This window comes from Streptomyces sp. NPDC102402 (assembly GCF_044765765.1).
Lineage (GTDB): Bacteria > Actinomycetota > Actinomycetes > Streptomycetales > Streptomycetaceae > Streptomyces.
This window is the reverse complement of record NZ_JBIWKR010000017.1, coordinates 1-23442: the sequence shown is the minus strand read 5'-3', so window position 1 is coordinate 23442 and position 23442 is coordinate 1. Positions and strand designations below refer to the sequence as shown.

Annotated in this window: 21 protein-coding genes and 1 pseudogene; 19 read left to right on the top strand and 3 right to left on the bottom strand. The window is 70.5% G+C overall.

From position 1 onward, the window contains the following. Position 1: 1 nt before the first annotated feature. A complete protein-coding gene (locus tag ACIRJR_RS31855; protein ID WP_403787076.1) occupies positions 2-190 on the top strand; it encodes a DUF397 domain-containing protein in 189 nt (62 codons plus the stop codon). Further along, complete coding sequence (locus ACIRJR_RS31850; RefSeq protein ID WP_403787074.1) at positions 183-434, top strand: DUF397 domain-containing protein; 252 nt, start codon at positions 183-185, stop codon at positions 432-434. Before ACIRJR_RS31855 ends, ACIRJR_RS31850 begins: the two co-directional genes overlap by 8 nt. A 27-nt stretch (positions 435-461) precedes the next feature. On the opposite strand, the gene ACIRJR_RS31845 is transcribed toward ACIRJR_RS31850, so the two are convergent. Continuing rightward, positions 462-2735 carry an ATP-binding cassette domain-containing protein gene (locus ACIRJR_RS31845; protein WP_403787072.1) on the bottom strand — a complete coding sequence of 758 codons (2274 nt, stop codon included), beginning with the start codon at positions 2733-2735 and terminating at the stop codon, positions 462-464. Between the two features lie 119 nt (positions 2736-2854). Between ACIRJR_RS31845 and ACIRJR_RS31840 the strand changes: the two genes are divergently transcribed. The 12 genes and pseudogenes from ACIRJR_RS31840 to ACIRJR_RS31785 all read left to right on the top strand — a co-directional run bounded on the left by ACIRJR_RS31840 (position 2855) and on the right by ACIRJR_RS31785 (position 16629). Further along, positions 2855-5419, top strand: coding sequence for a polysaccharide lyase family 8 super-sandwich domain-containing protein (locus tag ACIRJR_RS31840; RefSeq protein ID WP_403787070.1), 2565 nt, complete (start codon positions 2855-2857; stop codon positions 5417-5419). Between the two features lie 107 nt (positions 5420-5526). Beyond that, complete coding sequence (locus ACIRJR_RS31835; RefSeq protein ID WP_403787068.1) at positions 5527-6189, top strand: helix-turn-helix transcriptional regulator; 663 nt, start codon at positions 5527-5529, stop codon at positions 6187-6189. Positions 6190-6238: 49 nt separating this feature from the next. After that, positions 6239-6688 (top strand): annotated as a pseudogene (locus ACIRJR_RS31830) (DUF3291 domain-containing protein); the annotation flags it as partial. Positions 6689-6892: 204 nt separating this feature from the next. Next, positions 6893-7429 (top strand): hypothetical protein, encoded by a 537-nt coding sequence (locus ACIRJR_RS31825; RefSeq protein ID WP_403787066.1) that lies wholly within the window; start codon positions 6893-6895, stop codon positions 7427-7429. Between the two features lie 78 nt (positions 7430-7507). After that, positions 7508-8407, top strand: a complete 900-nt coding sequence (locus ACIRJR_RS31820) for an aldo/keto reductase (protein WP_403787064.1) — start codon at positions 7508-7510, stop codon at positions 8405-8407. Next, complete coding sequence (locus tag ACIRJR_RS31815; protein WP_403787062.1) at positions 8404-9021, top strand: DUF402 domain-containing protein; 618 nt, start codon at positions 8404-8406, stop codon at positions 9019-9021. The genes ACIRJR_RS31820 and ACIRJR_RS31815 overlap by 4 nt, the downstream gene beginning before the upstream one ends. 369 nt (positions 9022-9390) lie before the next feature. Beyond that, on the top strand, positions 9391-9699 hold the full coding sequence (locus tag ACIRJR_RS31810; protein ID WP_014047394.1) for a hypothetical protein: 309 nt from the start codon (positions 9391-9393) through the stop codon (positions 9697-9699). Between the two features lie 185 nt (positions 9700-9884). Further along, positions 9885-10751 carry a hypothetical protein gene (locus tag ACIRJR_RS31805; protein WP_403787060.1) on the top strand — a complete coding sequence of 289 codons (867 nt, stop codon included), beginning with the start codon at positions 9885-9887 and terminating at the stop codon, positions 10749-10751. Then, positions 10741-12084 carry a hypothetical protein gene (locus tag ACIRJR_RS31800; RefSeq protein ID WP_403787058.1) on the top strand — a complete coding sequence of 448 codons (1344 nt, stop codon included), beginning with the start codon at positions 10741-10743 and terminating at the stop codon, positions 12082-12084. Before ACIRJR_RS31805 ends, ACIRJR_RS31800 begins: the two co-directional genes overlap by 11 nt. Then, a complete protein-coding gene (locus ACIRJR_RS31795) occupies positions 12081-13631 on the top strand; it encodes an SCO6880 family protein (protein WP_403787056.1) in 1551 nt (516 codons plus the stop codon). Before ACIRJR_RS31800 ends, ACIRJR_RS31795 begins: the two co-directional genes overlap by 4 nt. A gap of 18 nt (positions 13632-13649) precedes the next feature. Next, entirely contained in the window at positions 13650-15068 is a 1419-nt protein-coding gene (locus ACIRJR_RS31790) for an ATP-binding protein (protein ID WP_403787054.1), read from the top strand. A gap of 1 nt (position 15069) precedes the next feature. Beyond that, positions 15070-16629, top strand: coding sequence for a type VI secretion protein (locus ACIRJR_RS31785; protein WP_403787052.1), 1560 nt, complete (start codon positions 15070-15072; stop codon positions 16627-16629). A 23-nt stretch (positions 16630-16652) separates the two neighbouring features. Here the strand turns inward: ACIRJR_RS31785 and ACIRJR_RS31780 are convergent, their stop codons facing one another. Next, positions 16653-17201 (bottom strand): GNAT family N-acetyltransferase, encoded by a 549-nt coding sequence (locus ACIRJR_RS31780; RefSeq protein ID WP_403787050.1) that lies wholly within the window; start codon positions 17199-17201, stop codon positions 16653-16655. Between the two features lie 53 nt (positions 17202-17254). Further along, complete coding sequence (locus ACIRJR_RS31775; protein ID WP_403787048.1) at positions 17255-18355, bottom strand: FAD-dependent monooxygenase; 1101 nt, start codon at positions 18353-18355, stop codon at positions 17255-17257. Between the two features lie 158 nt (positions 18356-18513). Here ACIRJR_RS31775 and ACIRJR_RS31770 point away from each other — a divergent pair, with 158 nt between their 5' ends. The 5 genes from ACIRJR_RS31770 to ACIRJR_RS31750 all read left to right on the top strand — a co-directional run bounded on the left by ACIRJR_RS31770 (position 18514) and on the right by ACIRJR_RS31750 (position 23264). Continuing rightward, complete coding sequence (locus ACIRJR_RS31770; protein WP_403787046.1) at positions 18514-19476, top strand: TetR/AcrR family transcriptional regulator C-terminal domain-containing protein; 963 nt, start codon at positions 18514-18516, stop codon at positions 19474-19476. A 98-nt stretch (positions 19477-19574) separates the two neighbouring features. Next, complete coding sequence (locus ACIRJR_RS31765; protein WP_403787044.1) at positions 19575-20501, top strand: ATP-binding cassette domain-containing protein; 927 nt, start codon at positions 19575-19577, stop codon at positions 20499-20501. Beyond that, positions 20498-21286 carry an ABC transporter permease gene (locus tag ACIRJR_RS31760; RefSeq protein WP_403787042.1) on the top strand — a complete coding sequence of 263 codons (789 nt, stop codon included), beginning with the start codon at positions 20498-20500 and terminating at the stop codon, positions 21284-21286. Before ACIRJR_RS31765 ends, ACIRJR_RS31760 begins: the two co-directional genes overlap by 4 nt. 20 nt (positions 21287-21306) lie before the next feature. Then, positions 21307-22599 carry a sensor histidine kinase gene (locus ACIRJR_RS31755; RefSeq protein WP_403787040.1) on the top strand — a complete coding sequence of 431 codons (1293 nt, stop codon included), beginning with the start codon at positions 21307-21309 and terminating at the stop codon, positions 22597-22599. Then, positions 22596-23264 carry a response regulator gene (locus ACIRJR_RS31750; protein WP_403787038.1) on the top strand — a complete coding sequence of 223 codons (669 nt, stop codon included), beginning with the start codon at positions 22596-22598 and terminating at the stop codon, positions 23262-23264. Before ACIRJR_RS31755 ends, ACIRJR_RS31750 begins: the two co-directional genes overlap by 4 nt. The last annotated feature ends 178 nt before the right edge of the window (positions 23265-23442 follow it).

Below are 23442 nucleotides of genomic sequence, written 5' to 3'. Positions count from 1 at the left end.
GATGACCACCCCCCACTGGCGGAAGTCCTCATACTGCGCACAGGGAGAAGCCTGCCTGCACGTCGCCGCCGACCAAGGATCCGTCGCCCTCACCGAGAGCAGCGACCCCACCGGCGCGATACTCCGGACCAGCCCCGCTGCCCTGGCCGCCCTCATCCGGACCGTCAAGGAGACCCAGGCCCATGGCTGACCTCCCCGCCGGCCTCGTCTGGACCAGGGCCGCTCCCGACGACGCGGAGGGCCCCGGGCCCTGGATCGAGATCGCGTTCGGGTCCGACGAGCTCGTGTACCTGCGCGAGACCGGCGCCCCCGCCACCGTGGTGACCACCACCGTGGAAAAGTGGGAGGCGTTCACCAAAGGGGTCCTGGCCGGCGAATTCGACCACTTCACCGAAGACCACCCCCTTCGGGACCCGGTTCCTGAACCGCCCTGAGACGTCCCCTGCGTCCCGCTCCCCTCCTCAGCCCCCGACATACTCCCGCAGGTGCCGCGCCGTGAGGGTGCTCCCGTCGGCCACCAGCTCCGCGGGGGTCCCCTCGAACACCACCCGGCCGCCGTCGTGACCGGCTCCGGGGCCGAGGTCGACGATCCAGTCCGCGTGGGCCATCACCGCCTGGTGGTGCTCGATGACGATCACGGTGTTGCCCGCGTCCACCAGCCGGTCGAGCAGTGCGAGCAGTTGGTCCACGTCGGCCATGTGCAGACCGGTGGTCGGCTCGTCGAGGACGTAGGTCGCCGCCTTCTCCGCCATGTGGATGGCGAGCTTGAGGCGCTGGCGCTCACCGCCCGACAAGGTGTTCAGCGGCTGGCCGAGCCGGAGGTAGCCGAGCCCGACGTCACGCAGCCGTCCGAGGATGGCGCGCGCCTGACCGGAGGTGAAGAAGTCGTAGGCCTGCGCCACCGACATCCCGAGGACCTCGCTGATGTTCCTGCCGTTCAGGGTGTAGGTCAGCACCTCCGGGGTGAACCGCTTCCCCTGGCACTCCTCGCACACCGACGCGACCCCCGCCATCATCGCGAGATCGGTGTAGACGAGGCCGATGCCGTTGCACTTGGGGCAGGCGCCTTCCGAATTGGCGCTGAAAAGGGCCGCCTTGACGCCGTTGGCCTTGGCGAAGGCCGTACGGATCGGGTTGAGGAGACCGGTGTACGTCGCCGGGTTCGAGCGGCGCGAGCCGCGGATCGGGGTCTGATCGGCGACCACCACGCCCTGCCCCGCGGGCAGGCTGCCGTGGATCAGCGAGCTCTTGCCGGACCCGGCGACACCGGTGACGACGGTCAGGACACCGAGCGGGATGTCGACACTCACGTCCTGGAGGTTGTGGAGATCGGCCCCCTCGATGGACAGCTGACCGGTCGGCTTCCGCACCTCGTCCCGCAGGTGCGCGCGGTGCTCGAGATGGCGCCCGGTGAGGGTGCCCGAGGCGCGCAGTCCTGCGACGTCCCCGCTGAAGCAGATGGTCCCCCCGTCGGTCCCCGCGCCCGGCCCGAGATCCACCACGTGGTCGGCGATGGCGATCACCTCGGGCTTGTGCTCGACGACGAGCACCGTGTTCCCCTTGTCGCGCAGACGCAGCAACAGGTCGTTCATCCGCCGGATGTCGTGGGGGTGGAGCCCGATGGTCGGCTCGTCGAAGACGTATGTGACGTCCGTGAGGCTGGATCCCAGATGCCGCACCATCTTCACGCGCTGCGCCTCACCGCCCGAGAGGGTGCCCGCCGGCCGGTCCAGGCTGAGGTAGCCGAGGCCGATCTCGACGAGTGAGTCCAGCAGGTCCCTCAGACCGGCCAGCAGGGGCGCCACACCCGGGTCGTCGATCCGGCGGACGAAGGCGGCGAGGTCACTGATCTGCATGGCGGAGCACTCCGCGATGTTCACACCGTCGATCTTCGACGACAGCGCGGCGGCCGTCAGCCGGGTCCCCCCGCAGTCGGAGCACTCACGGAAGACCACGGCACGGTCGACGAAGGCGCGGATGTGAGGCTGCATGGCCTCCCGGTCCTTGCTGAGGACGGTCCGCTGGACCTTCTGGACGAGGCCCTCGTAGGTGAGGTTGTTGCTGTCCACCTTCACCTTGGTCTGCGGCTTGTGGAGGAAGTCGGACCACTCCTGCTCAGTGAAGTCCTTGAGCTTCTTGTCCGGGTCGTAGAAGCCGGACTTGGCCATGACCTGCCAGTACCAGGAGTCCACCGCGAAGTTGGGCACCGTGATGGCCCCCTCGTTCATCGACTTCTCCCGGTCGACCAACTGGTCGATGTCGATGTCCGAGGTCTGGCCCACGCCCTCGCACCGCGGGCACATGCCCTCCGGCAGATTGAAGCTGAAGGCACCCGACGTCCCGATGTGCGGCGTGCCGAGCCGCGAGAACACGATCCGCAGCATCGTGTACGCGTCCGTGGCGGTGCCCACGGTGGAGCGGGAGTTGGCCCCCATCCGCTCCTGGTCGACCACGATCGCGGCGCTCAGATTGTGCAGCGCGTCCACGTCGGGACGGCCCAGGCTCGGCATGAACGACTGGACGAAGGCGGTGTACGTCTCGTTGATCAGACGCTGGGACTCGGCCGCGATGGTGCCGAAGACGAGCGAGGACTTCCCTGACCCGGACACACCGGTGAACACCGTCAGCCGGCGCTTCGGGATGTCCAGCGAGACATCGGCGAGGTTGTTCGCGCGGGCGCCCCGGACCTGGATGACATGGTGTCCGTCGGCAGGGGGAGTCGCAGGAGTCGTCATGCCGTCGACCGTAGTCGAGGTCACTGACAACGCCCCCGCCGTTGACACCGGTAAGACGTGGTTGCTTGGCTGGGGCTGAGGGAAACAAGCGCTTACAGGCCTGACTTCGGAGCGTGCCGGTGGAGCTCTCGCGTCGATCCGCACTGTCCGTGATCCCCGCCGCCACCCTCTGGGCGGTGTCCCGGTCCCTTCGGGCCGGGGCGGCGCCCCGGCGTGATCCGGCTGCCGCGCCGGGCGCCCCGGTGTCCGCGGACGAGGCGGCGGCGACCCTGCTCGGCAACGCCGCCGCGGTGTTCGCCGGCACCGCCGATTCGAACGCCCGCCCCGAAGTGGCCCCGAAGCTCGCCGCGCTGAGGGGGACGGCACGGGCCCGACTCACCGCGATGGACGGCGCCGGGCAGGACGAGCTCTTCGCGGGCCTCCCCCTCGGCACCAGCGACCCCAACCTGAGCACCACCTACCAGTACCTCTACGAGATAGCCCTCGCCGACCGCCTCCCCGGCGCGCCCGGCGCCGTGGAGGTCCGGCGCCGGGTCCTCGACGCCCTGGCCCGGCTCCACGACGGCTGGTTCGGCGACCAGTCGAAGGGCTACTACGGCAACTGGTTCCACTGGGAGATCGGGATCCCGGCCCACGTGACCAAGACCCTCGTCCTCCTGAGGGACGAGGCCGCGGCGTACCGTCCGGACCTCACCGCGGCCTACATCGCCTCCATGGACGCGTATCTCCGCAACGGCAAGGACGGCGACGTCGATCTCGACTCACGCTTCCACACCGGGGCCAACCTCGCCGACATCACGACCAACCGGATGCTCCAGGGCGCCCTGCTGGGCGATGACACCCGCATCACCAAGGCCCTGGCCGACCAGCTGACCGTCTACGCGACGGTCGACCCCTACCGGCCGCGTCACGGGGTGACCGACGGCTTCTACGCCGACGGTTCCTTCGTCCAGCACGGCTCCGTCGCGTACACGGGTTCGTACGGCAAGGGCCTGCTCACCCGCGTCGTCCAGACCATCAAGATCCTCGACGGCACCGGCTACGTGCCCGACGACAGCCTGGTCGGCGTCGTACGGGGCTGGGTCGTCGACGGCTTCGCCCCGCTGGTCTTCGAGGGCTGGATGATGGAGGCGGTCAAGGGCCGCGCCGTCTCACGGACGGGCACGGGGTACGCCGACGCCGCCGCCGTCGTGGAGGCCGTCGTCGACCTCTCCGCGCACACGGACGCCGCGGGCACCGAGGCCCTGGAGAGCTACGTCAGATACGTCCGGCGGACCTCGGGAGCGGCCATCGACCCGACGTCCTTCGTCTCCCCCGTGAGCATCGCCCGCCACGCCGACATCCTGAACTCCCCCGGGGCCGCCGAGGATCTCGTCAGCGCCGCCTCCCACACCGCGTACAACGCGATGGACCGGACCGTCCACCGCCGGCCCGGTTACGCCTTCGCCCTCGCCCGGAGTTCCTCGCGCGTCAGCATGTACGAGTACATGAGCGGCGAGAACCTGATGCCGTGGTTCCAGGGCACGGGCGCCCACTACCTGTACCTCTCCGGTGAGGACCAGCGGCAGGCGTTCGGCATCGACTACTTCACCGTTGTCGAGCCCCACCGCCTCGCGGGCGTCACCGCTCCCGTGGAGGCACGCCGCTCCGTCCCCGAGCTCTACGGCACCGCCTGGTACGACAATCCTGAGCGTGGCTTCACCTCGTCCTCCGAGTCGCAGAACGCCTACGTCTACTTCCCGCGCGCCACCCACCCGTTCTCCGGAGGCGTGAGCCTGGGCGCCTACGGGACGGCCGGTCTCGTCCAGTCCGACGACGCCGCGTACGCCGCCCAGCAGGAGGGCGCGCTGCCCGACGACTTCGTCGCCTACCGGGCCGCGGGCGCCACCAGGTCGTGGTTCATGTTCGACGACGAGATCCTGGTGCTCTCCGCGGGCGTGACCGGGCTCGCGGGCCGCGCGGTGACCACGACGGTCGACAGCCGCATCGCGGACCCCGCCGCACCCGTGGAACTCACCGGCGGGCTCCGCGACGGATCGCCCTGGCAGAGGTCCGGGACCGCCTCCCCGGCCTGGCTCCGGTACGCCGACGACAGCCGGAGGACCGCGGTCGGGTACGTCTTCCTGTCCGGCCCGCCACCGGTCGTCGCCCTCGGCACGGTCACCCGCAGCCGGCGCCTCGTGCGCCTCGCCAACGCGGACACCGCAGTGACCAAGCAGGTCTTCACGCTCTCCTACGAGCAGGCGGCCGGAGAGCGGCCCGCCGCCATGGCACACGCCCTCGTCCCCGGCGCCTCGGCGGAACAGCTGGGGTCCTACGCCCACGGACCGCTCTCCGTGCTGTCCAACACCGTCCGCCTGCAGGCAGCGGCCCACACGCGCCTGGGCATCACCGCCGCGAACGCCTTCACCCCGGGTACCCACCGGGTGGGACGGCTCTCGGTCGACGGCCCGGCCTCGGTCATGCTGAGCCGGAGCGAGGGCGGCACCTACCGCCTCGCGGTGTCCGACCCGACGACGGCACGGCGAACCGTCCAGGTCACCCTCCACGGGCGGCCCCTGCGGCAGGTCTCCGCCGATTCCGGGGTCCGCGTCCGCCACATCCCCGGTGGCACGCGGATCGACGTCCCGACCCACCAGGCCTACGGCCGGAGCTTCACGGCGACTCTGGCCGAGGGGGCCTGAGAGGCCGCGCCGGTCCTGGACGATCACCGTCCTGAGAGGCCGCGCCGGTCCTGGACGGTCACCGCCGGGCCGAAATCACCAACTGTCGCTGGTAATAGAATCGCTCCATGAGCAGCAGCGATGACTCCGCCCTCGACGCGCTGGGCGTGCTGGGTGATCCGGTGCGGCGGGGTCTGTACCGGCACGTCAGCGGGACACCGGGTGAGGTGGGGCGGGACGCGGCGGCCGAGGCGGCCGGGATCTCCCGTTCACTGGCCGCGTTCCACCTGGACAAACTGGTCGACGCCGGGCTGCTGGAGGTGTCCTTCCGGCGGCTGTCGGGGCGCAGCGGGCCGGGGGCGGGGCGCCCCTCGAAGATGTACCGGCGGGCCGAGGGGGAGCACTCGGTCTCCATGCCGCCCCGCTCCTACGACTCGGTGAGCCGGCTCCTCGCGGGGGTGGTGGAGCAGGCCGGGCTCGACGGAGCCCTCCAGACGGCGGCACGCGCGGACGGGGAGTCCGAGGGCGCCGCCCCGGACGGCGGGACCGACCCGGTCGAGGCGCTGCGGGCGCGCGGCTACGAACCGTTCCGCGACGACGGGAAACTGCGGCTGAACAACTGCCCGTTCCACGCGCTGGCCGACCAGTTCCCGGCCCTGGTCTGCGGGATGAACCTGGCCAGGATCCAGGGCCTGCTCGCCGGACTGCCGGATGCCCAGGGGTGGAGCGCGGCGATGGACCCGCTCCCGCAGGGCTGCTGCGTCGCCTTGGAGGCTCCCGGAGAACTGTAAAAATAAATCCCGTTGACTTTAGAGAGTTCACCCGGGCATGCTTGCCCTCGTGAACGACTATCACCTCGCCCAGGTCAACGTCGGGCGCATCCTCGCCCCGCTCGACAGTCCCCAGCTGGCCGACTTCGTCGCCCAGCTCCCGGAGATCAACGCCCTCGCCGATCAGGCACCCGGCTTCGTCTGGCGCATGGTCGACGCAGGCGGAGCCGACTCGACGGACCTCCGCCCCGAGGACGAGGACGACATGCTGCTGATCAACTGCTCGGTGTGGCAGTCGGTCGAGGCCCTGCAGGACTACACGTACCGCAGCGCCCACCTCAAGGTGCTGGCACGCCGGCGGGAATGGTTCGAACGCCTCGCCGAGTTTCATCACGCCATGTGGTGGGTCCCCGCGGGGCACCGCCCGAGCATGGCCGAGGCGATGGACCGCATCGCCCTGATCCGCGCGAACGGCGAAACCCCCGCAGCCTTCACCTTCCGGGCACCGCACCCCCCGCCGCCCGCCCGACCCGGAGCGCCGTCGCCTGAGCTCTCCGCGGGAACGGACCTCCCACACCAGGAGCACGGCCCTTCCGGCGAACCGAGGAACCTGGGCCATGAGACGCCGGCACCCTGACAGCCCCAGCGCGTGGCGTCGCGCTTCCTGACGTCACGCGGGTGAGTATGTGCGGACCCAGCCCTCTTCCCGCACCGAGGCGATGCGATGCCCGACCGCGCCGACCATGTCCGCCGAAGGGGCGCCGCGCCGGGGCCGGCCTCGCGGTACCGGCCTCCCGAACAGTCACTGTTCAGCGTCGTCTACGGCCTGGTGCTGGCCAGCGCCCTGGTGGCCGCGCTGGACCCGGCGGGCGAGGAAGCCGATCCCGGCCCGGACGCACTGTGGGTCCTGCTCACCGCACTGGCGGCGGGCGCCGCCCACGGGTACGCCCACGTCATCGCACAGCGTGCGTCCACCGACGGGTCGGCCACCGCGAGCAGGCTGCGGCTGGTGCTCGCCGAGTGGCCCCTGATCGTCGCCGTGCTGCCCACCGTGGGGATACTGCTCGCCGCGGCAGCCGGGTGGTGGGCAGAGGGCACGGCCGCGGACACAGCCCTGCTGCTCAACACCGTCGCCCTGTTCGGCTGCGGCACCTGGGCCGCCCGCACAGCCGGACACAGCTGGCCGTCCTCGTGCCGGGCAGGGGGCATGGACATGCTGATCGGCCTGGTCATCGTCGCCGCGGACGCCCTGATCAAGTAGCCGCCACCTCCGGGCGGGACACCGTCGGACACCCGGCGGATACGAGCCCAGGTTTTCCGCCGGTGGGACAATCCGACGATGCCCTCATCATCGGAAACGATCAACGCATCAGCTGCCGGCACGTGGAAACTCGGGGATCTGACGATCAACCGGGTCGGCTTCGGCGCGATGCGCCTGACCCAGGACGGCGCGGCGTTCAGGAAGGGCGACTCCGGCGACCGCAACCGGGCCCTGGGTGTCCTGCGCCGCGCCCTCGAACTCGGGGTGAACCACATCGACACCGCCGCCTTCTACTTCTCGCCGCTCCGGTCCGCCAATGAGCTCATCAACAGCGCGCTGGCCCCGTACGCCGACCACCTGGCCATCACCACGAAGGTGGGGCCCGGCCGCGACCCCTCCGGCGCGTGGACATGGGCCACTCCGGAGCAGCTGCGCGGGCAGGTCGAGGAGAACCTTCGCCAGCTCGGCCGCGACCACCTGGACGTGGTTAACCTGCGCATCGCGAGCAGCCATGGATCCAAGCCGGTCGCCGAACACTTCGGCGCCCTGGCCGACCTGCGCGAGGCGGGCCTGATCCGCCACCTGGGCATCTCCAACACCTCGCCGGAACAGCTCGCCGAGGCGCAGGGCATCGCACCCGTGGTCTGCGTGCAGAACATGTACGGCATCGGCTCCCCTGCCGAACACCACGCCCTGCTGCGTTCCTGCGGTGATCAGGGCATCGCCTTCGTCCCCTTCTTCGCCATCGCGGGCGCCGGGCGCGAAGGCGGCGCGAGCAGCGCCGAGAGCGAGGAGGTGCTCACCGTCGCGCGCGCACACGGCGTGACACCGGCTCAGGTGCGCCTGGCCTGGACCCTCCACCAGGGACCGCACGTCCTGGCCATCCCCGGCACCGGCAACCCCGACCACCTCGTCGACAACGTGGCCGCCGGCGCACTGCGGCTCAGCGATCAGGACCTGACCCTCCTCGCGTCATGACCGGGCAGATCCTGCGGTGGAACCTCTTCATCGGCGGTCACCTGAGCTCGTCCGTACCCGTACGCCTGGTCGAACGCACGGACGAGTACCAGGTGGTGTGGCTGGAGACCGGCACCCCGATGTGGCGTACGGACCTGCCCCGGGGGGCCCACCTCCGGGACATCGCGCCCGAGCACCGGCCGGCCCAGGGCTACCCGGCGAGGGCCGGCCGGTGGCCCATGGGCAGCGCACTCATCCACCAGCCGGCCGGGGCCGGCCACGCGGTGTTCTGGTTCTTCGGACGGAGGCGGAAGTTCGCCGGCTGGTACGTGAATCTGGAGCACCGGACCCATCACGGCGAGGACATCGACGTGGCCGACCACGAGCTGGACATCACCGTGGCGACGGACCGGAGCTGGCGATGGAAGGACGAGCGGTCGTTCGCCGACAAGACCGGACACCCCGCGTACTGGTCGGCGCAGAAGGCGGCGGAGATCCGCGCCGAGGGGGAACACGTGACCCGCCTCGTCGAGTCGGGGGCGTTCCCGTTCGACGGTTCCTGGTGCGACTTCAAGCCACCGTCCCACTGGAGGACCCCGGCCCGGGGCCCGAGGCCTCTGCGCACCGTGCTCTGAGAAGCGAGCCCGCGCGCCTTCCCCGTACGGCACCTGATGAAGCATCGGCCGGAAGCCACCGGCGCACACACGGCTCTCGAACAGCGCGTACGAATGCCCAGCGACCCGTGAACGCACCGGCCGCATCCGGAACCATGGCCACCGTCGTTGCTAGCCGTCACATCGCGTGATACACAGAGTAACCATGCATATGCGGGCAGATCCCTACGCGAGCCGCAGGTCAGGGCGGCTCCTCCGGTCAAACGTGCGAGATCCGGGTAAAGAGACCCGGGAAGGCGTCGTGCGATGCCGGTTTCATCAGCGAAGATAGAGACCGACCCGTGTCGCACGGCACGGGCTGCGAACTACCCAACAGGGGCGGTGACTTACATGATCCTGGCAGCTGAGAAGGGCGACATCACCACCATCATCGGCGGAATCGCCCCGAACTGGGGGCCGTTCGGGACCTTGGGCAACGAGGCGCGCATCATGATCGAAGTGGTGATGGCGGTCGCCATCCTGCTCTGCCTCGGTATCGCGATCTGGGGTGCGGCGAAACAGCGCATCGGCGCCACGGCGCTGCGCGACACCTTCAGCGCGGAACAGGGCAAGGGCCTCATCGTGGCAGGGCTGACCGGCGTCTTCATCATCGGATCGCTGGGCACGCTGTTCACCATCGTGTACGGGATGGCCGTCTGACCTGCCGTCAGCCCAAGCGCCTGCCCGCGGGCCTGCACCCGTCCACCCACACCATCCGTCCGTCGTGCCCACCGGCAGAGGTTGCGTCCCCTGATGTCCAGTCACCACACCGCGCCCACGCGGCACCCGGCACCGCTACCGTCGAACCACGCGGAACTGCAGACGGCTGAGGGGGCGTGCGCGGGATGAGTCAGGGCGACGAGCGCGGATACGGCGGCAATGAGCCGGCAGGGCACACGGACGACCCGTACAGCACCCTCGGCGGGACGCGCCAGACACGCACGCGCATGCACCGGAGCGGCGACGAAGACGGCTACGGACGCCGCCCCGCCCGGAACTCCCGCTCGCTGATCATGGTGGTGGGCGTCGTGGTGCTCCTGATCGCGGCGATCGCGTTCGCGAACCAGGGCGGAGGCGACTCCTCGAGCGGCGGCGGTGAGCCCAAGTCGGACGCGGCGGGGGCAGGCCCCACGGCGGCCACCGGCACGAAGCCGGTCCAGGGCAAGAACGGGACGATCGCGTCGGGCTTCGCGCACGACGAGCAGGGGGCGCAGAGCGCGGCGGCGAATTACGCGGTAGCGCTGGGGTCCGTGGACATGTTCAACAAAGACAGTCGTCACGACATCGTGAACACGATCTACACGTCCAAGGCCGCAGCTGAACTCACAGCTCCCCAGGACTCGGCGTACTCCGCCGACTTCCTCAGCAACATGGGACTGGACGCCAGCGGCAGGGCTCCGCAAGGCAGCACGTTCGTCTCCAGAACGATCCCGGTAGGCACCAAGACAGTTGCCTACAGCACTACCACTGCCACGGTGGATGTTTGGTATACGGGACTGATCGGCATGTCCGGGCCAGGGTCAACGGACCCTGTAAGCACCTCCTGGAAGACCTGGACTGCTGAGCTCGCGTGGGTCGATGGGGACTGGAAGATCACGAGCGACAAGCAGAAGGACGGCCCAGCTCCGGTGCCTGGTGATGTCGCTGCTTCCACTTCGGACGAGATCAGCAAGGCTGTCGAGGAGTACGGAGGCTTCACTTATGCCAGGTAGTCATCGGCTTGGTTTCCGCTCGCTCCTCGCTGTAGTAGCTGCCGTGCAAACAGCTGTGGTCCTCACTGCAACACGGGCCGTTGCTGCACCCTCTCCGACCCCCACGCCCAGCGGAAGCAACAGTCCCTGCGACCTGCTCATTGGCCCTGCAAAGGAATATTGCGTCGACGGTGACTCCGCCAGAGCCGACCGCTCCACACCCCCCACCACCGACGACGCCCTGGACCCCCTCTCCTCCCTGGCCCGCGGTTGCGCCGACGCCGCCTCGTACCTCGTGCGCGAGCTCAGCAAGGCCGTCGACAGCACCGCGACGGTCGACTTCACCAACTCGACCTTCCGCCTGCAGTACGGCGTGGTCTTCGCCGCCTCCACCATCCTCACCCTGGTCCTGTGGCTCTTCGCCGTGGCCAAGCGCGCCATCAGGGGCGTGCCGTTCACGACCGCGATCTCCGAGGCCGTCGGCTTCCTCTGGCTCACGGTGCTGGCGTCCGCCTTCACCCCGCTGATCCTGTACGTGGTGGTCTCGGCCACCGACGGTGTCACCGAGGTCATCTCAGCCGCCACGGGCGGACAGAACGACGTCTTCTTCGGGTCCTTCGCCGAGGCGCTCAAGAAGGGCGACGACATCGGCGGCGGCCCGGTCATGCTGATCGTCGTCTCCCTCGTGTCGATCCTCGCCGCCGGGATCCTGTGGCTGGAGCTCGTGATCAGGGCCGCTCTGCTCTACGTGGGCGCCCTGCTCGGTGTCGTCGTGTACGCCGGGCTCGTCGACAAGAACATGTGGGGCCACGTCCGCCGCTGGGCGGGCATCATGATCGCCGTGATCATGGTGAAGCCGGTCATCGTCATCGTGCTCGGGCTCGCCGGGGCACTCTCCGCGGACGACGGGCCCAACGCGTTCTCCGCGGTCGTCTCCGGGCTCTCCATCATCCTGCTGGCCATCTTCGCCTCGGCCATGATCTACCGCTTCGTCCCCGGCTTCGGCGACGAGATCCAGGGCGCCCGCACCAACCGCAAGCAGGCCACCGACGGCTCCCAGGCCGCCGCGATGATCAGCTCGCCGGCCGCACTCGTCTCCCAGGGCATCAAGACGCACAGCGGCCGCGGAGGCGGCGGTGAAGGCGGGGGCGGCGGTGCCCGGCCCGCCAACCCGGTCAGCGGCGGTGTCGCCGCACACAGCTCCCGCAACCCGGGCGGCGGTGGCGGCTCCGCCGCGCCCTCGCCCCGCAGCGGGTCCGGACCCACCTCCGGCACCCCCCACGGCAGCCGCTCCCCGCGCGGAGGCGGTTCAGGCAGCACAGGCAGCACGAGCACAGGAGGTGGAGGGCGTTGACGATCCAGTCCCACACGATCGCGCCCCGCCGTACGTATCTCATCGGCCGGGCCCGGCCGAACGCGATCGTCGGCAAGAACCGCGAGACGGGCGAGATCGCGCTGATCATCGCCGGGGCGTTCCTCGGCATGATGAGCGGCCTCCTCGTCCCGGCCCTCACCCTGCGGATCGTGTCCCTCGTGGGCTTCCCCATGCTCGCCCTGGCCGTCGTGTACGTCCCCTACAAGGGCCGCACGTTCTACAAGTGGTTCGAGATCAACCGGAGCTTCAAGCGGACCCTGCGCCGCGGCACCGCCTACCGCTCCGCCGCCATGGAGGCCGGAGTCAGCGCCGACGGGCGGGAGGTGGAGATCGGGCCACCGCCCGGTATCGGCCGGATCAGCTGGCTCGCAGCGCCGTTCGGCCCCGACGAGATCGCCGTGCTGCTGCACGCGGACCGGCGTACGGTCACCGCAGCCATCGAGATCGAGGGCCCCGGCGTCGGCCTGCGCGACAGCGAGGACCAGGAGGCCCTGGTCGACCGCTTCGGCACCCTCCTCAAGCACGTGGCCAACGGCGACGGCTTCGTGACGCGCCTCCAGATGCTCGCCCGCACCCTCCCCGCCGACCCCGACGCGCACGCCAAGGACGTCGCCCAGCGCGGTGACAGGTCCGCGCCCGGCTGGCTCCAGGATTCCTACGACCAGCTCCAGTCGATGGTCTCCACCTCCAGCGAGCAGCACCGTGCCTACCTCGTGGCGTGCATGCACTACAGCCGCGACCTGGCCGCCGAGGCCAACGCCATGGCCCGTGCCGTCCGCCCCCACGGCGGCCGCAAGATCGACCGCGACTCGGGGCTCGCGGTCGTCATGGCCCGCGAGCTGACGGACATCTGCGCCCGCCTCGCCGAGGCCGACATCCGGGTCCGCCAGCCGCTCGGCCAGAGCCGGCTGGCCTCGCTCGTGCACTCGATGTACGACCCCGACCACCCCATCGACCACATCCAGGCGATGACGAAGCGCAACGCCTGGCCGGCCGAGCTGGACGCGGTCGAGCCGACGTTCCTGCAGGCCAAGACCCGCGAGTCGACGACGCGCGCCCCCTGGTGCCACTCCACGGCCTGGGTGAAGGAATGGCCGATGACCCCGGTCGGCGTCAACTTCCTGGCCCCTCTCCTCGTCCACACGCCGGACGTGATCCGCACGGTCGCGGTCTGCATGGACCTCGAACCCACCGAGATCGCCATCGAGCGGATGCTGACGGAGAAGACCAACGACGACGCCGAGGCCAGCCGCCAGGCCAAGATGAACCGCACGGTCGACCCGCGCGACATCGCCGCCCACGGCCGGCTCGACCAGCGGGGTGAAGATCTCGCGAGCGGCGCGGCGGGGGTGAATCTGGTGGGGTACATCACCGTGTCGTCCCGGTCCCCGGAGGCCCTCGCCCGCGACAAGCGGACGATCCGCGCCTCGGCCGGCAAGTCCTATCTGAAGCTGGAGTGGTGCGACCGTGAGCACCACCGCGCCTTCGTGAACACCCTGCCGTTCGCCACCGGCATCCGACGCTAACGAAAGGGCAGTCACGCCATGCGAGATCCGCTGTCCGCGTTGTCGGATGCCTTCACCGCCTTCCTCTTCGGGAAGGTGGAGACGACCCGGCTGCCGGTGCGTACGTCGACGGGCCAGGCCCAGGCCGTCTACCTCCCCACCGCCGCGCCCGGCCTCGGCGACTCCGGCGTGATCATCGGGCGTGAGGTGTATTCGGGCAAGGGCTACATCTACGACCCGTTCCAGCTGTACGGGCAGCAGCTCCCCGCCCCGCACTGGCTGGTGCTCGGCGAGTCCGGCAACGGGAAGTCGGCGCTGGAGAAGACGTACGTGCTGCGCCAGCTCCGCTTCCGTGACCGTCAGGTCGTCGTCCTGGACGCCCAGGGCGAGGACGGCGTGGGCGAGTGGAACCTCATCGCCGAGGAACTGGGGATCACCCCCATCCGGCTGGACCCGACGGCCGCGCTGAACGACGGGATCCGGCTCAACCCGCTCGACCCGTCGATCACCACGACGGGGCAGCTCGCGCTGCTCCGCACGATCATCGAGGTCGCCATGGGCCATGGCCTCGACGAGCGGTCCGGCTTCGCCCTCAAGGTCGCGCACGCCTACGTGAACAACACCCTCGCCGACCGGCAGCCGGTCCTGATGGACATCGTCGAGCAACTGCGCCACCCGAAGCCCGAGTCCGCCGAAGCGATGAACGTGGACATAGACGACGTCCGCGCCTGGGGCCTGGACGTCGCCCTCGTCCTGGACCGGCTCGTCGACGGTGACCTGCGCGGCATGTTCGACGGCCCGACCACGATCGGCATCGACCTCGACGCGCCGCTGATCGTCTTCGACCTCTCCCACATCGACCGCAACTCCATCGCCATGCCGATCCTCATGGCGATCGTCGGCGTGTGGCTGGAACACACCTGGATCAGGCCCGACCGGAAGAAGCGCATCTTCCTCGTCGAGGAGGCCTGGCACATCATCAACTCGCCCTTCGTCGCCCAGCTCTTCCAGCGCCTGCTGAAGTTCGGCCGGCGTCTCGGGCTGTCCTTCGTGGCGGTGGTCCACCACCTCAGCGACGTCGTCGACGGGGCCGCCGCGAAGGAAGCGGCGGCCATCCTGAAGATGGCCTCCACCCGCACGATCTACGCCCAGAAGGCGGACGAGGCCAGAGCGACGGGCAAGGTCATCGGCCTGCCCAGGTGGGCGGTCGAGATCATCCCGACGCTGACCCCCGGCATCGCCGTCTGGGACGTCAACGGCAATGTGCAGGTCGTCAAACACCTGATCACCGAGGCGGAACGACCCCTGGTCTTCACCGACCGGGCGATGACCGAGGGCTCCGCCGTCGATCTGCTCCCCGAGGACGTGCGCGCCGCGGAGCTGGAGGCGGAGCAGCGAGCGGCACGGATCGAGCACCAGCAGCGGCTGAACGAGTCGTCCGAGTCAACGGTGGCATGACATGGCACGCCAGGCACCAACCGGTACGGGGCGCGGCGGCGAAGGACAGGGCGGCATCCCTGACGGCCTGTTGGTCGGTCTCCTGGCCCTCCTCTTCGCGCTGATGGTCCTGGCCTGGACGGCCACCGGCCTGGCGGGGCTGTTCGCCCACGGGGGCTGGCCCGACGGCGTCACGTTCATGCGGACGCCGCTGGCCCTGCGCGCCCTGGTGGCCGACCCGACGGACCTGGCGGGCGCGTGGCCCGACACCCCGCCCGGCGCGCTCTCCGGGTACGGGCTGTTCTGGGGCCTGCTCATCGGCGAGGTGATGGTGCTGCTGGTCCTGTCGGTGTTCGTGCTGGGTGTGGTGACGCGCCGGCGCCTCATGCGGCAGCAGCGGAAGGCGGCCCCGGCACCGTACTGGACCGGACCGGACCCCGTGCGCACCCGGCCGCGTATCCAGGAGCCCGGGCCCGTCGAGGCGGCCCCTGCTCCCGCCACGACAGCCTTCGAGGCCGCCCCGCCGACCAACCCCGCCGCCTACGCCCCGCCGACCACCCCCGCTCCGTACGCCCCGGAGCCCGCCCCCGCAGGTCCGCCCGCCGCGTACGCGCCGCCCGAGCCGTTCCCGCTGGTGCCCACGCCCCGCGCGCCGCACGTCCTCTACGGTGCCTCCGCCGAGCGACGCCCCACCGTCGTCCAGGCCATCCGGGACGCCGACGGCCCCGCCCTCGTCGTGACGTCGGACCCCACCGTCTGGGCCGAGACGAAGGACGCCCGCAGCAAACTCGGCCCCGTCCCCGTCTACGACCCTGGCCACCTCTGCGACACGCCGGCCCGTCTCCACTGGTCACCCACCACCGGCTGCGAGGACCCCGCCACCGCGGCCTCCCGGGCCGCCGCGCTCCTCACCCCGGTCCGCCCCCTGGCCAGGATCGACGCGGCCGTCGCCGACACAGCGCAGACCCTCCTCCAGTGCTGGCTGCACGCCGCCGCCGTGGACGGGCGCCCCTTCAGGCAGGTCCACCGCTGGGCCTCCGGGGCCGGCGGCCACGAACCGGTGCGCCTGCTCCGCACACACCCCAAGGCGGCCTCCGGGATCGCCGGCCTCCTGGAGTCCGCGCTCACCGCCTACCCCGAACGCCGGGAGATGGCGCAGGAACTGACCGTGCGGGCCTTCGCGGCCCTCTCCTCGGTCCACATCCGAGAAGCGTGCACACCCAACCGAGCCGATGCGCTCGTACTGGATTCTTTTGCACGCGAAGGGGGAACGCTATATCTGGTCGGTGAACCCATCGAGGATCCCCGCCACCACCCCGGTGCGATGCCCCTGCTCACCGCACTCGCCTCGCACGTGGTCGAGCACGGCCGCCGCATGGCCGCACGGTCAACCGACGGTCGGCTCGACCCACCAATGACGCTCGTCCTCGACGACGTCGCCGCCGTGGCTCCGCTTCCCCAGCTCCCGGAGCTGCTGTCGACCGGCCAGGACCAGGGGATGCCCGCCCTGGTCCTGCTCCGCTCCGAGGAACAGGCCCGCGCCCGCTGGCGTGAGCCCCTGCCCGCACCGGGGCGGCGCTGACCGTCCGCCCAACCCCCCGGCGCTCAGCGACGGATCTCGAACTCCAGCTCCTGAGCCGTCGGATCGCCCTGCATGGGAAGCGTCCCGCCGGTCGGGGCGAAGCCCATCCGACGGTAGGCTTTCGCGGCACGGGTGTTGGCCTCGTGGACGTAGAGCCGCACCCGCACCAGCGGCGGGCCCGCCAACGACCATGACCAGTCGATCGCCTCGCGGAACAGCGCGTCCACCACGCCCCGCCCCCGGTGCCCAGGCCGTACGAACACTCCCACCAGATGCGCCTGATCAACCTCGGCCGCCTCTCCGAAGCCTGGCTCGGACGCCGGCCGCTCCACGAGCACGGACACCGTCCCCGCCCACTGTCCGTCGCTCGCCTCGGCGATGAACTGACGGACATGCTCCCCCGAGGCGGCGCCCGCCGTCCGCTCCCGCCAGAACACGTCCGGCCTGACCCTCGCGTCCTCGTACGACTCCAGAAACGCGATCGGGGCCGCCGGGTCCCGCAGCGCGGCCAACCGGATCTCCCGGGCACGCTCCCACTCGCCGGCCCGCACCGCACGCACCACATAGTCCATCCGCCGATCGTGCCCTGTCGCCCCTGCCCCGGCAAACGACACACACCCGGCCGTCAGCCGTCCAGCGACAGGGCGTTCTTGGCATGCTCCACCGAGGCCTCCGCAGCGGGCCCGCCAGGGTTCTCGGTGACCAGCGACTGGTTCAGAGCGACGAAGGGACGCATCCGCTCCTCGTAGCGAGCGTAGGCGGCCATGTGGTCGCCGGGGGCCTGGGCCAGGCAGCCGGCAAGGACATGGGCGCCCACGAGCGCAAGGCTGGTGCCCTGACCCGAGAGCGGCGAAGGACAGTATCCGGCGTCGCCGAGCAGGGCCACGCGACCCTGGGAACAGCGGTCCATCCGGATCTGCGCCATGGCGTCGCAGTAGAAGTCAGAGGCGTTGCGAGCGGCCTCGGCCAGTCGCGGTCCCTCCCACCGCAGCGCCGCGAGCCGCTCCGTGATGGTGAGGCGGAGGGAGTCGGCGTCCCGGGGAAGCAGACCGGACACGAACCCGAACGCCACCCTGAGTTCCGTGTTGTCGCGGACGGACATGATGCCGAAGCCGACGTCACCGTCGCGCAGCCACACCTGCCAGTCCTCCAGGGCGAGGAAGTTGTCCGCGCTGAACACCGACAGGTAGCTGCCGAGATGGTGCGCATGGCGTTCCTCGGGCCCGAACACCAGGCGCCGTACCGTCGAGTGCAGACCGTCCGCCCCTATGACGAGGTCGAAGGTGCGGGACGGTGCACGGGCGAAGTCCACCCGTACACCGGCGGCGTCCTCGTCGAGTGCGGTGATCGTGTCCCCGAAGAGGTACTCCACGTCTCCCCGCGTGCACTCGAAGACCATCCGCACCAGATCCTCGCGCAGCAGCTCGATGTCGTCGCTGTCCAGTCGGCCGCTGCTGAGGGCCGTCTCCGTGGAGCGCTCGATCTCCTTCCCCTCGGGATCCAGGACCGACATCCCGCGCATGCGGGTACGCACCCGCCGCGCCTCGTCGAGCAGCCCCATCCGCTCGATCACGTCGAGCGCGACACCCCGGACGTCCACGGCCTGCCCGCCGGGCCGCACCCCCGGCCCCCGTTCGACGACCGTGACCGCGAAGCCGTGGCGGTGCAGCCAGTAGGCCAGGGCGGGTCCGGCGATACCGCCACCGGAGATGAGAACAGTGCGCATCAGAAGCTCCTCTCATACGATGTACTCAACTGAACGTACGGCGTACGCGCCTCGACCGCCATCAGGCTGTTTCCATCTCTGTACTAGGGCAGTTCACGCGCGGACAACGACCTTGCCGGTACCGGCTGCTCTAGTACAGAAGAAGAAGGGCAAGTGCTGTGACGAACACCACAGGCGGCACGGACAGGCCGCCGTACCTCCGCATCGCGGCCGAGATCCGCCGACGCGTCGAGCAGGGCGAACTGGCCCCGGGAGAACGCGTCCCCTCAACCCGCCACATCGCCAGGGAATGGGGCGTCGCACTCGCCACCGCCACGAAGGCCCTGACGCATCTCCGGCTGGAAGGGATCGTCGAGACGAAGCCGCGCGCGGGGACCGTCGTCGCCACGCCCACCGTCCCGGCCCGCGGACGGCGGTCCGTCACGCCCGTCACCACGCCCACCGAGCCCGACCTGTCACTGGAACGGATCGTGCGCGCCGCAGTCGACATCGCCGACGCCGAAGGGCTCGCCGCCCTCTCGATGCGCGGGATCGCCGCCCGGCTCGGCGTGGCCGCCATGTCGCCGTACCGGTACGTGACCGGCAAGGACGATCTCATCCTGCTCATGGCGGACAGCGCGTTCGGCGAACAGTTCTACCCCGCGACGGCTCCGGACGGCTGGCGCGCCCGCCTGGAGCTCGGTGCGCGCACACTGTGGACCCTGCACAGGCGGCACCCCTGGCTCGCCCAGCTCTCCTCGCTCACCCGCCCCCTGCTCCTCCCCAACCTGATGGTCCACGGCGAATGGTCGCTCAGCGCCCTCGACGGCCACGGCCTCGACACCACCACGCTGTTCGACATCCATGTGCTGCTCTACAGCCACGTACAGGGGCTGGCCGTCCACCTGGAACGGGAGGCACACGCCGCGGCGACCACCGGCCAGGACGAGGACCAGTGGATGGACAGCCGCGGCGACGCCCTCAAGGGCCTGGTCGACTCCGGCCGCTTCCCGACCTTCGCTAAAGTGGTCTCCTCCTTCGGCGACGGCTACGACCTCCGCCTCGACACCCTCTTCGAGCTCGGCCTCAAAGCCCTCCTCGACGGCTTGGCCCCCGTCATCGAGGGCAGGCCGCCCACGTAACCCGAGCGCTTCGCGTCGTACCCCGGTACTACGACGGGCCTCACGTCGGAGCCCGCGGTCGGACGACCGCCACGCGCCCGCTCCGTAGCGTCGACAGCATGATCAGGGCATACGAACTCACCAAGCGCTACGGGGACTCCACCGTCGTCCACGGCCTCGACTTCACCGTCCGGCCGGGCACCGTCACCGGGTTCCTCGGCCCGAACGGCGCGGGCAAGTCGACCACCATGCGCATGCTGCTCGGCCTGGACGCCCCCAGCAGCGGCCGGTCCACCATCGGCGGCCGCGACTACACCGCCCATCCCGCACCGCTCACCGAGGTCGGGGCCCTCCTGGAAGCCCGCTCCGTCCATCCGGGGCGCACCGCCTTCAACCACCTCATGGCGCTCGCCCACACGCACGGCATCCCCCGCAGCCGCGTCGAACACGTCCTGGACCTGGCCGGCCTCACCGGAGCCGCCCACAAGCGGATCAAGGGCTTCTCGCTCGGCATGGGGCAGCGGCTCGGCATCGCCGCCGCGCTCCTCGGCGACCCGGCGGCCCTCGTCCTGGACGAACCGGTCAACGGGCTGGACCCCGAGGGCGTCCTCTGGATCCGCAACCTCCTCACCTCCCTCGCGGCGGAGGGCCGGACCGTCCTCGTCTCCTCCCACCTCATGAGCGAGATGGCGCTCACCGCCGACCGCCTCGTCATCATCGGACGCGGCACACTCCTCGCCGACACCACCGTCACCGAACTGACCCGTGCCGCCGGCGGCGCGTCGGTCAAGGTCGTCACCCCGCAGGCGGAGACCCTGCGCACCCTGCTCACCGGCCCCGGTGTGCGGATCACCACCGGCGCCACCGGTGAACTGACCGTCCACGGCACCGACGCCGCCCACATCGGCCGCACCGCGGCCGCCCACGCCGTCCCGCTCCACGAACTCACCCCGCAGGCCGTCTCCCTGGAGCAGGCGTTCATGGACCTCACCCAGGAATCCGTCGAGTACCGGACCACCACACACCTGACCGGAGCCCACGCATGACCACCGCCACCGCCCCCTCTCCGTACCGCGTCACACCCCGTCGCGTCCTGCGCTCCGAGTGGCACAAGCTCTGGTCCCTGCGCTCCACCTGGATCACGCTCCTGTCGGCGTCGGCCGTCGTCCTCGGCGTGGGCCTCCTCATGGGCGCCACCTACACGTCGGACGGCGGCGACTCCGACGTCGACACCGTCGTCCTCGTCCTCTACGGCACCCTGATCGGCCAGTTGTGCGTCACCGTCCTCGGCATCCTCGTCACCGCCGGCGAGTACTCCACCGGGATGATCCGCGCCTCACTCACCGTCGTACCCCGCCGGCTTCCCGTCCTGTGGGCCAAGGCGGCCGTGTTCGCCGTCGTGGCCTTCGCCTGGATGCTCGCCACCGCGCTGATCACCTTCCTGGCCGCCCAGCTGCTCCTGCGGGACACCGACCAGGCCGCCGGACTCACCGACCACGGCGTCCTCGGGGCGATCACGGGCAACGCGGCAGGCATCACCCTGCTCAGCCTCATCGCCCTCGGCCTCGGCGCCGCCCTCCGCTCCGTGCCCGGCAGCATCGGGGCGTACATCGGCTGCGTCCTGATTCTCCCCGAGGTGCTCGGCATGCTTCCGTACGATGCCGTGGACAGCGCCCTGAAGTACTTCCCCACCCAGGCCGCCGGGGCGCTCGGCACGGCGACGCCCATCCCGAGCACCGCGGCGACCGGACCCGCCCTGCTCGCCCTGTGCCTCTGGGCAGCGGCCTCCCTGGGGGCAGCGGCAGTACTCCTGCGCCGCCGAGACGCGTAACAGAACGGTAGGACGCTGCTGTGACGGACCGACGGAGATCCCGCAAGGTGGACGACGAGGCCGGCCCGCAGCCCGGGCACCTGACCACAGGCACCGCTGCGCCGACCCTGTACGTCCAGGCCCTCATCCAGCGGATGCGCGCCCTCGACCGACGCCGGCCGGTGCTGTGGGACCTCACGGTCACCAGCTTCTGGGTCGTCGTCGCGGTGCTCGACTACGCCACCGGCGGCTGGCGGTCCGTCGCCCGCAACGTGGAGGCACCGGAACTCCTGGTCCTGCTGATGAGCCTGTGCTTCTCCGTGCCCCTGCTGTGGCGCCGCAGCCACCCCGTCACCGTGCTCGTCGTCATGGCGCCCGTCTCCCTGGTCAACATCTGGACGGGCGCCGTCGTCCAGGCCGCCTTCCTCCAGTTGATCCCCGCCTACACGATCGGCCTCCGGCTGCCCTTCAAGTCCCTGGCCTGGTCGGGGCTGCTGATGTGCCTCCCCGCTGCGGGGGGCGCGATATGGATACCGGGCACGACGGACCGCCAACTGGTCTCCTACCTCTGGGGATTCGCCTTCGTCGCGCTGCTGGCCCTCGTGGTACGCACCCGGCGGGAGTACACCGAGGCACTCGTCGAACGCGCCCACCGGCTGGAGCGCGAACGCGATCAGCAGGCCCAGCTCGCCGCAGCCGCCGAACGCACCCGCATCGCCCGGGAGATGCACGACATCATCGGGCACAACCTGTCCGTGATCACCGGACTGGCCGACGGCGGAGCGTACGCCGCGGCCAGGAACCCCGAACGGGCCGGCCAGGCACTCGAAGCCATCGGCACCACCAGCCGCCAGGCCCTGGCGGAACTACGACGCGTACTCGGAGTCCTGCGCGATCCCGTCCCCGCCGCCGAGCTGTCGCCCCAGCCGTCGCTCACCGACCTGGACGCGCTGCTGAAGGGCGTACGGGAGGCGGGACTTCCCGTACGGCTGACCGTCCAGGGCGAGCCCCCTTCCCACTCCGCCTCACCCGGGCGCCAGCTCGCCGTCTACCGCGTGGTGCAGGAATCCCTCACCAACACCCTCAAGCACGCGGGGCCGGACGCAACCGCCGAGGTCACGCTCACCTACACGCCCACCGGGCTCGAGGTACGGACCACGGACACGGGTGGCCGCCGGTCAGCTCCCGCGGACGAAGCGTCCGGCACCGGACGGGGCATCAACGGAATGCGGGAGCGCGCCTCCCTCTACGACGGCACACTCGAAGCGGGCCCGCTCCCCGCAGGCGGCTGGCAGACACGACTCGGCCTTCCCCTGGAGGACGCATCACCGTGACGACCGTACTCATCGCCGATGACCAGGCCATGCAGCGCTTCGGCTTCCGCATGCTGCTGGAGAGCCAGGACGACATGACGGTCGTCGGCGAAGCGGCCAACGGCACGGAAGCCGTGAGCCTGGTGGCCCACCACCGCCCGGACATCGTCCTGATGGACATCCGGATGCCGGGACTCGACGGCATCGAGGCAACACGTCGGATCATCGCGTCGGGCACCCGCACCCGCGTCCTCATCGTGACGACGTTCGACCTGGACGCATACGCCTACGACGGCCTGCGGGCCGGTGCGAGCGGCTTCCTCGTCAAGGACGCCCTGCCGGAGGAGCTGCTCTCCGGCATCCGGGCCGTCGCCAGCGGTGACGCGGTCGTCGCCCCGAGCCTCACCCGCAGGCTCCTCGACGCCTACGTACACCACCTGCCCGCCGTACCCGGTGCCCTGCCGGCCACGGGGGACCCGCGTATCGCCTCGCTGACGGAGCGGGAGAGGGAGATCCTCACGGTCATCGGACAGGGCTGGACGAACAACGAGATCGCCGGCCGCCTCCACCTCGCCGAGTCCACGGTGAAGACGCACGTCACCCGCATCCTCGCCAAGACCGGGTCCCGGGACCGCATCCAGGCCGTCATCCTGGCGTACGACACCCGGCTGGTGAACGCACGCTGACGTGGTGGTCCGGACCCGATCTCCGGACCTGTCTCCGGGCCCGTTCCCCGGGCTCGGGGAAGGGGTCGTAAACAAGGCCCGGAAACGCAGAAAAGCCCCGTGCCACAAGGGCACGGGGCTTTCCCGGAATAATTGTTCGGCGGCGTCCTACTCTCCCACAGGGTCCCCCCTGCAGTAC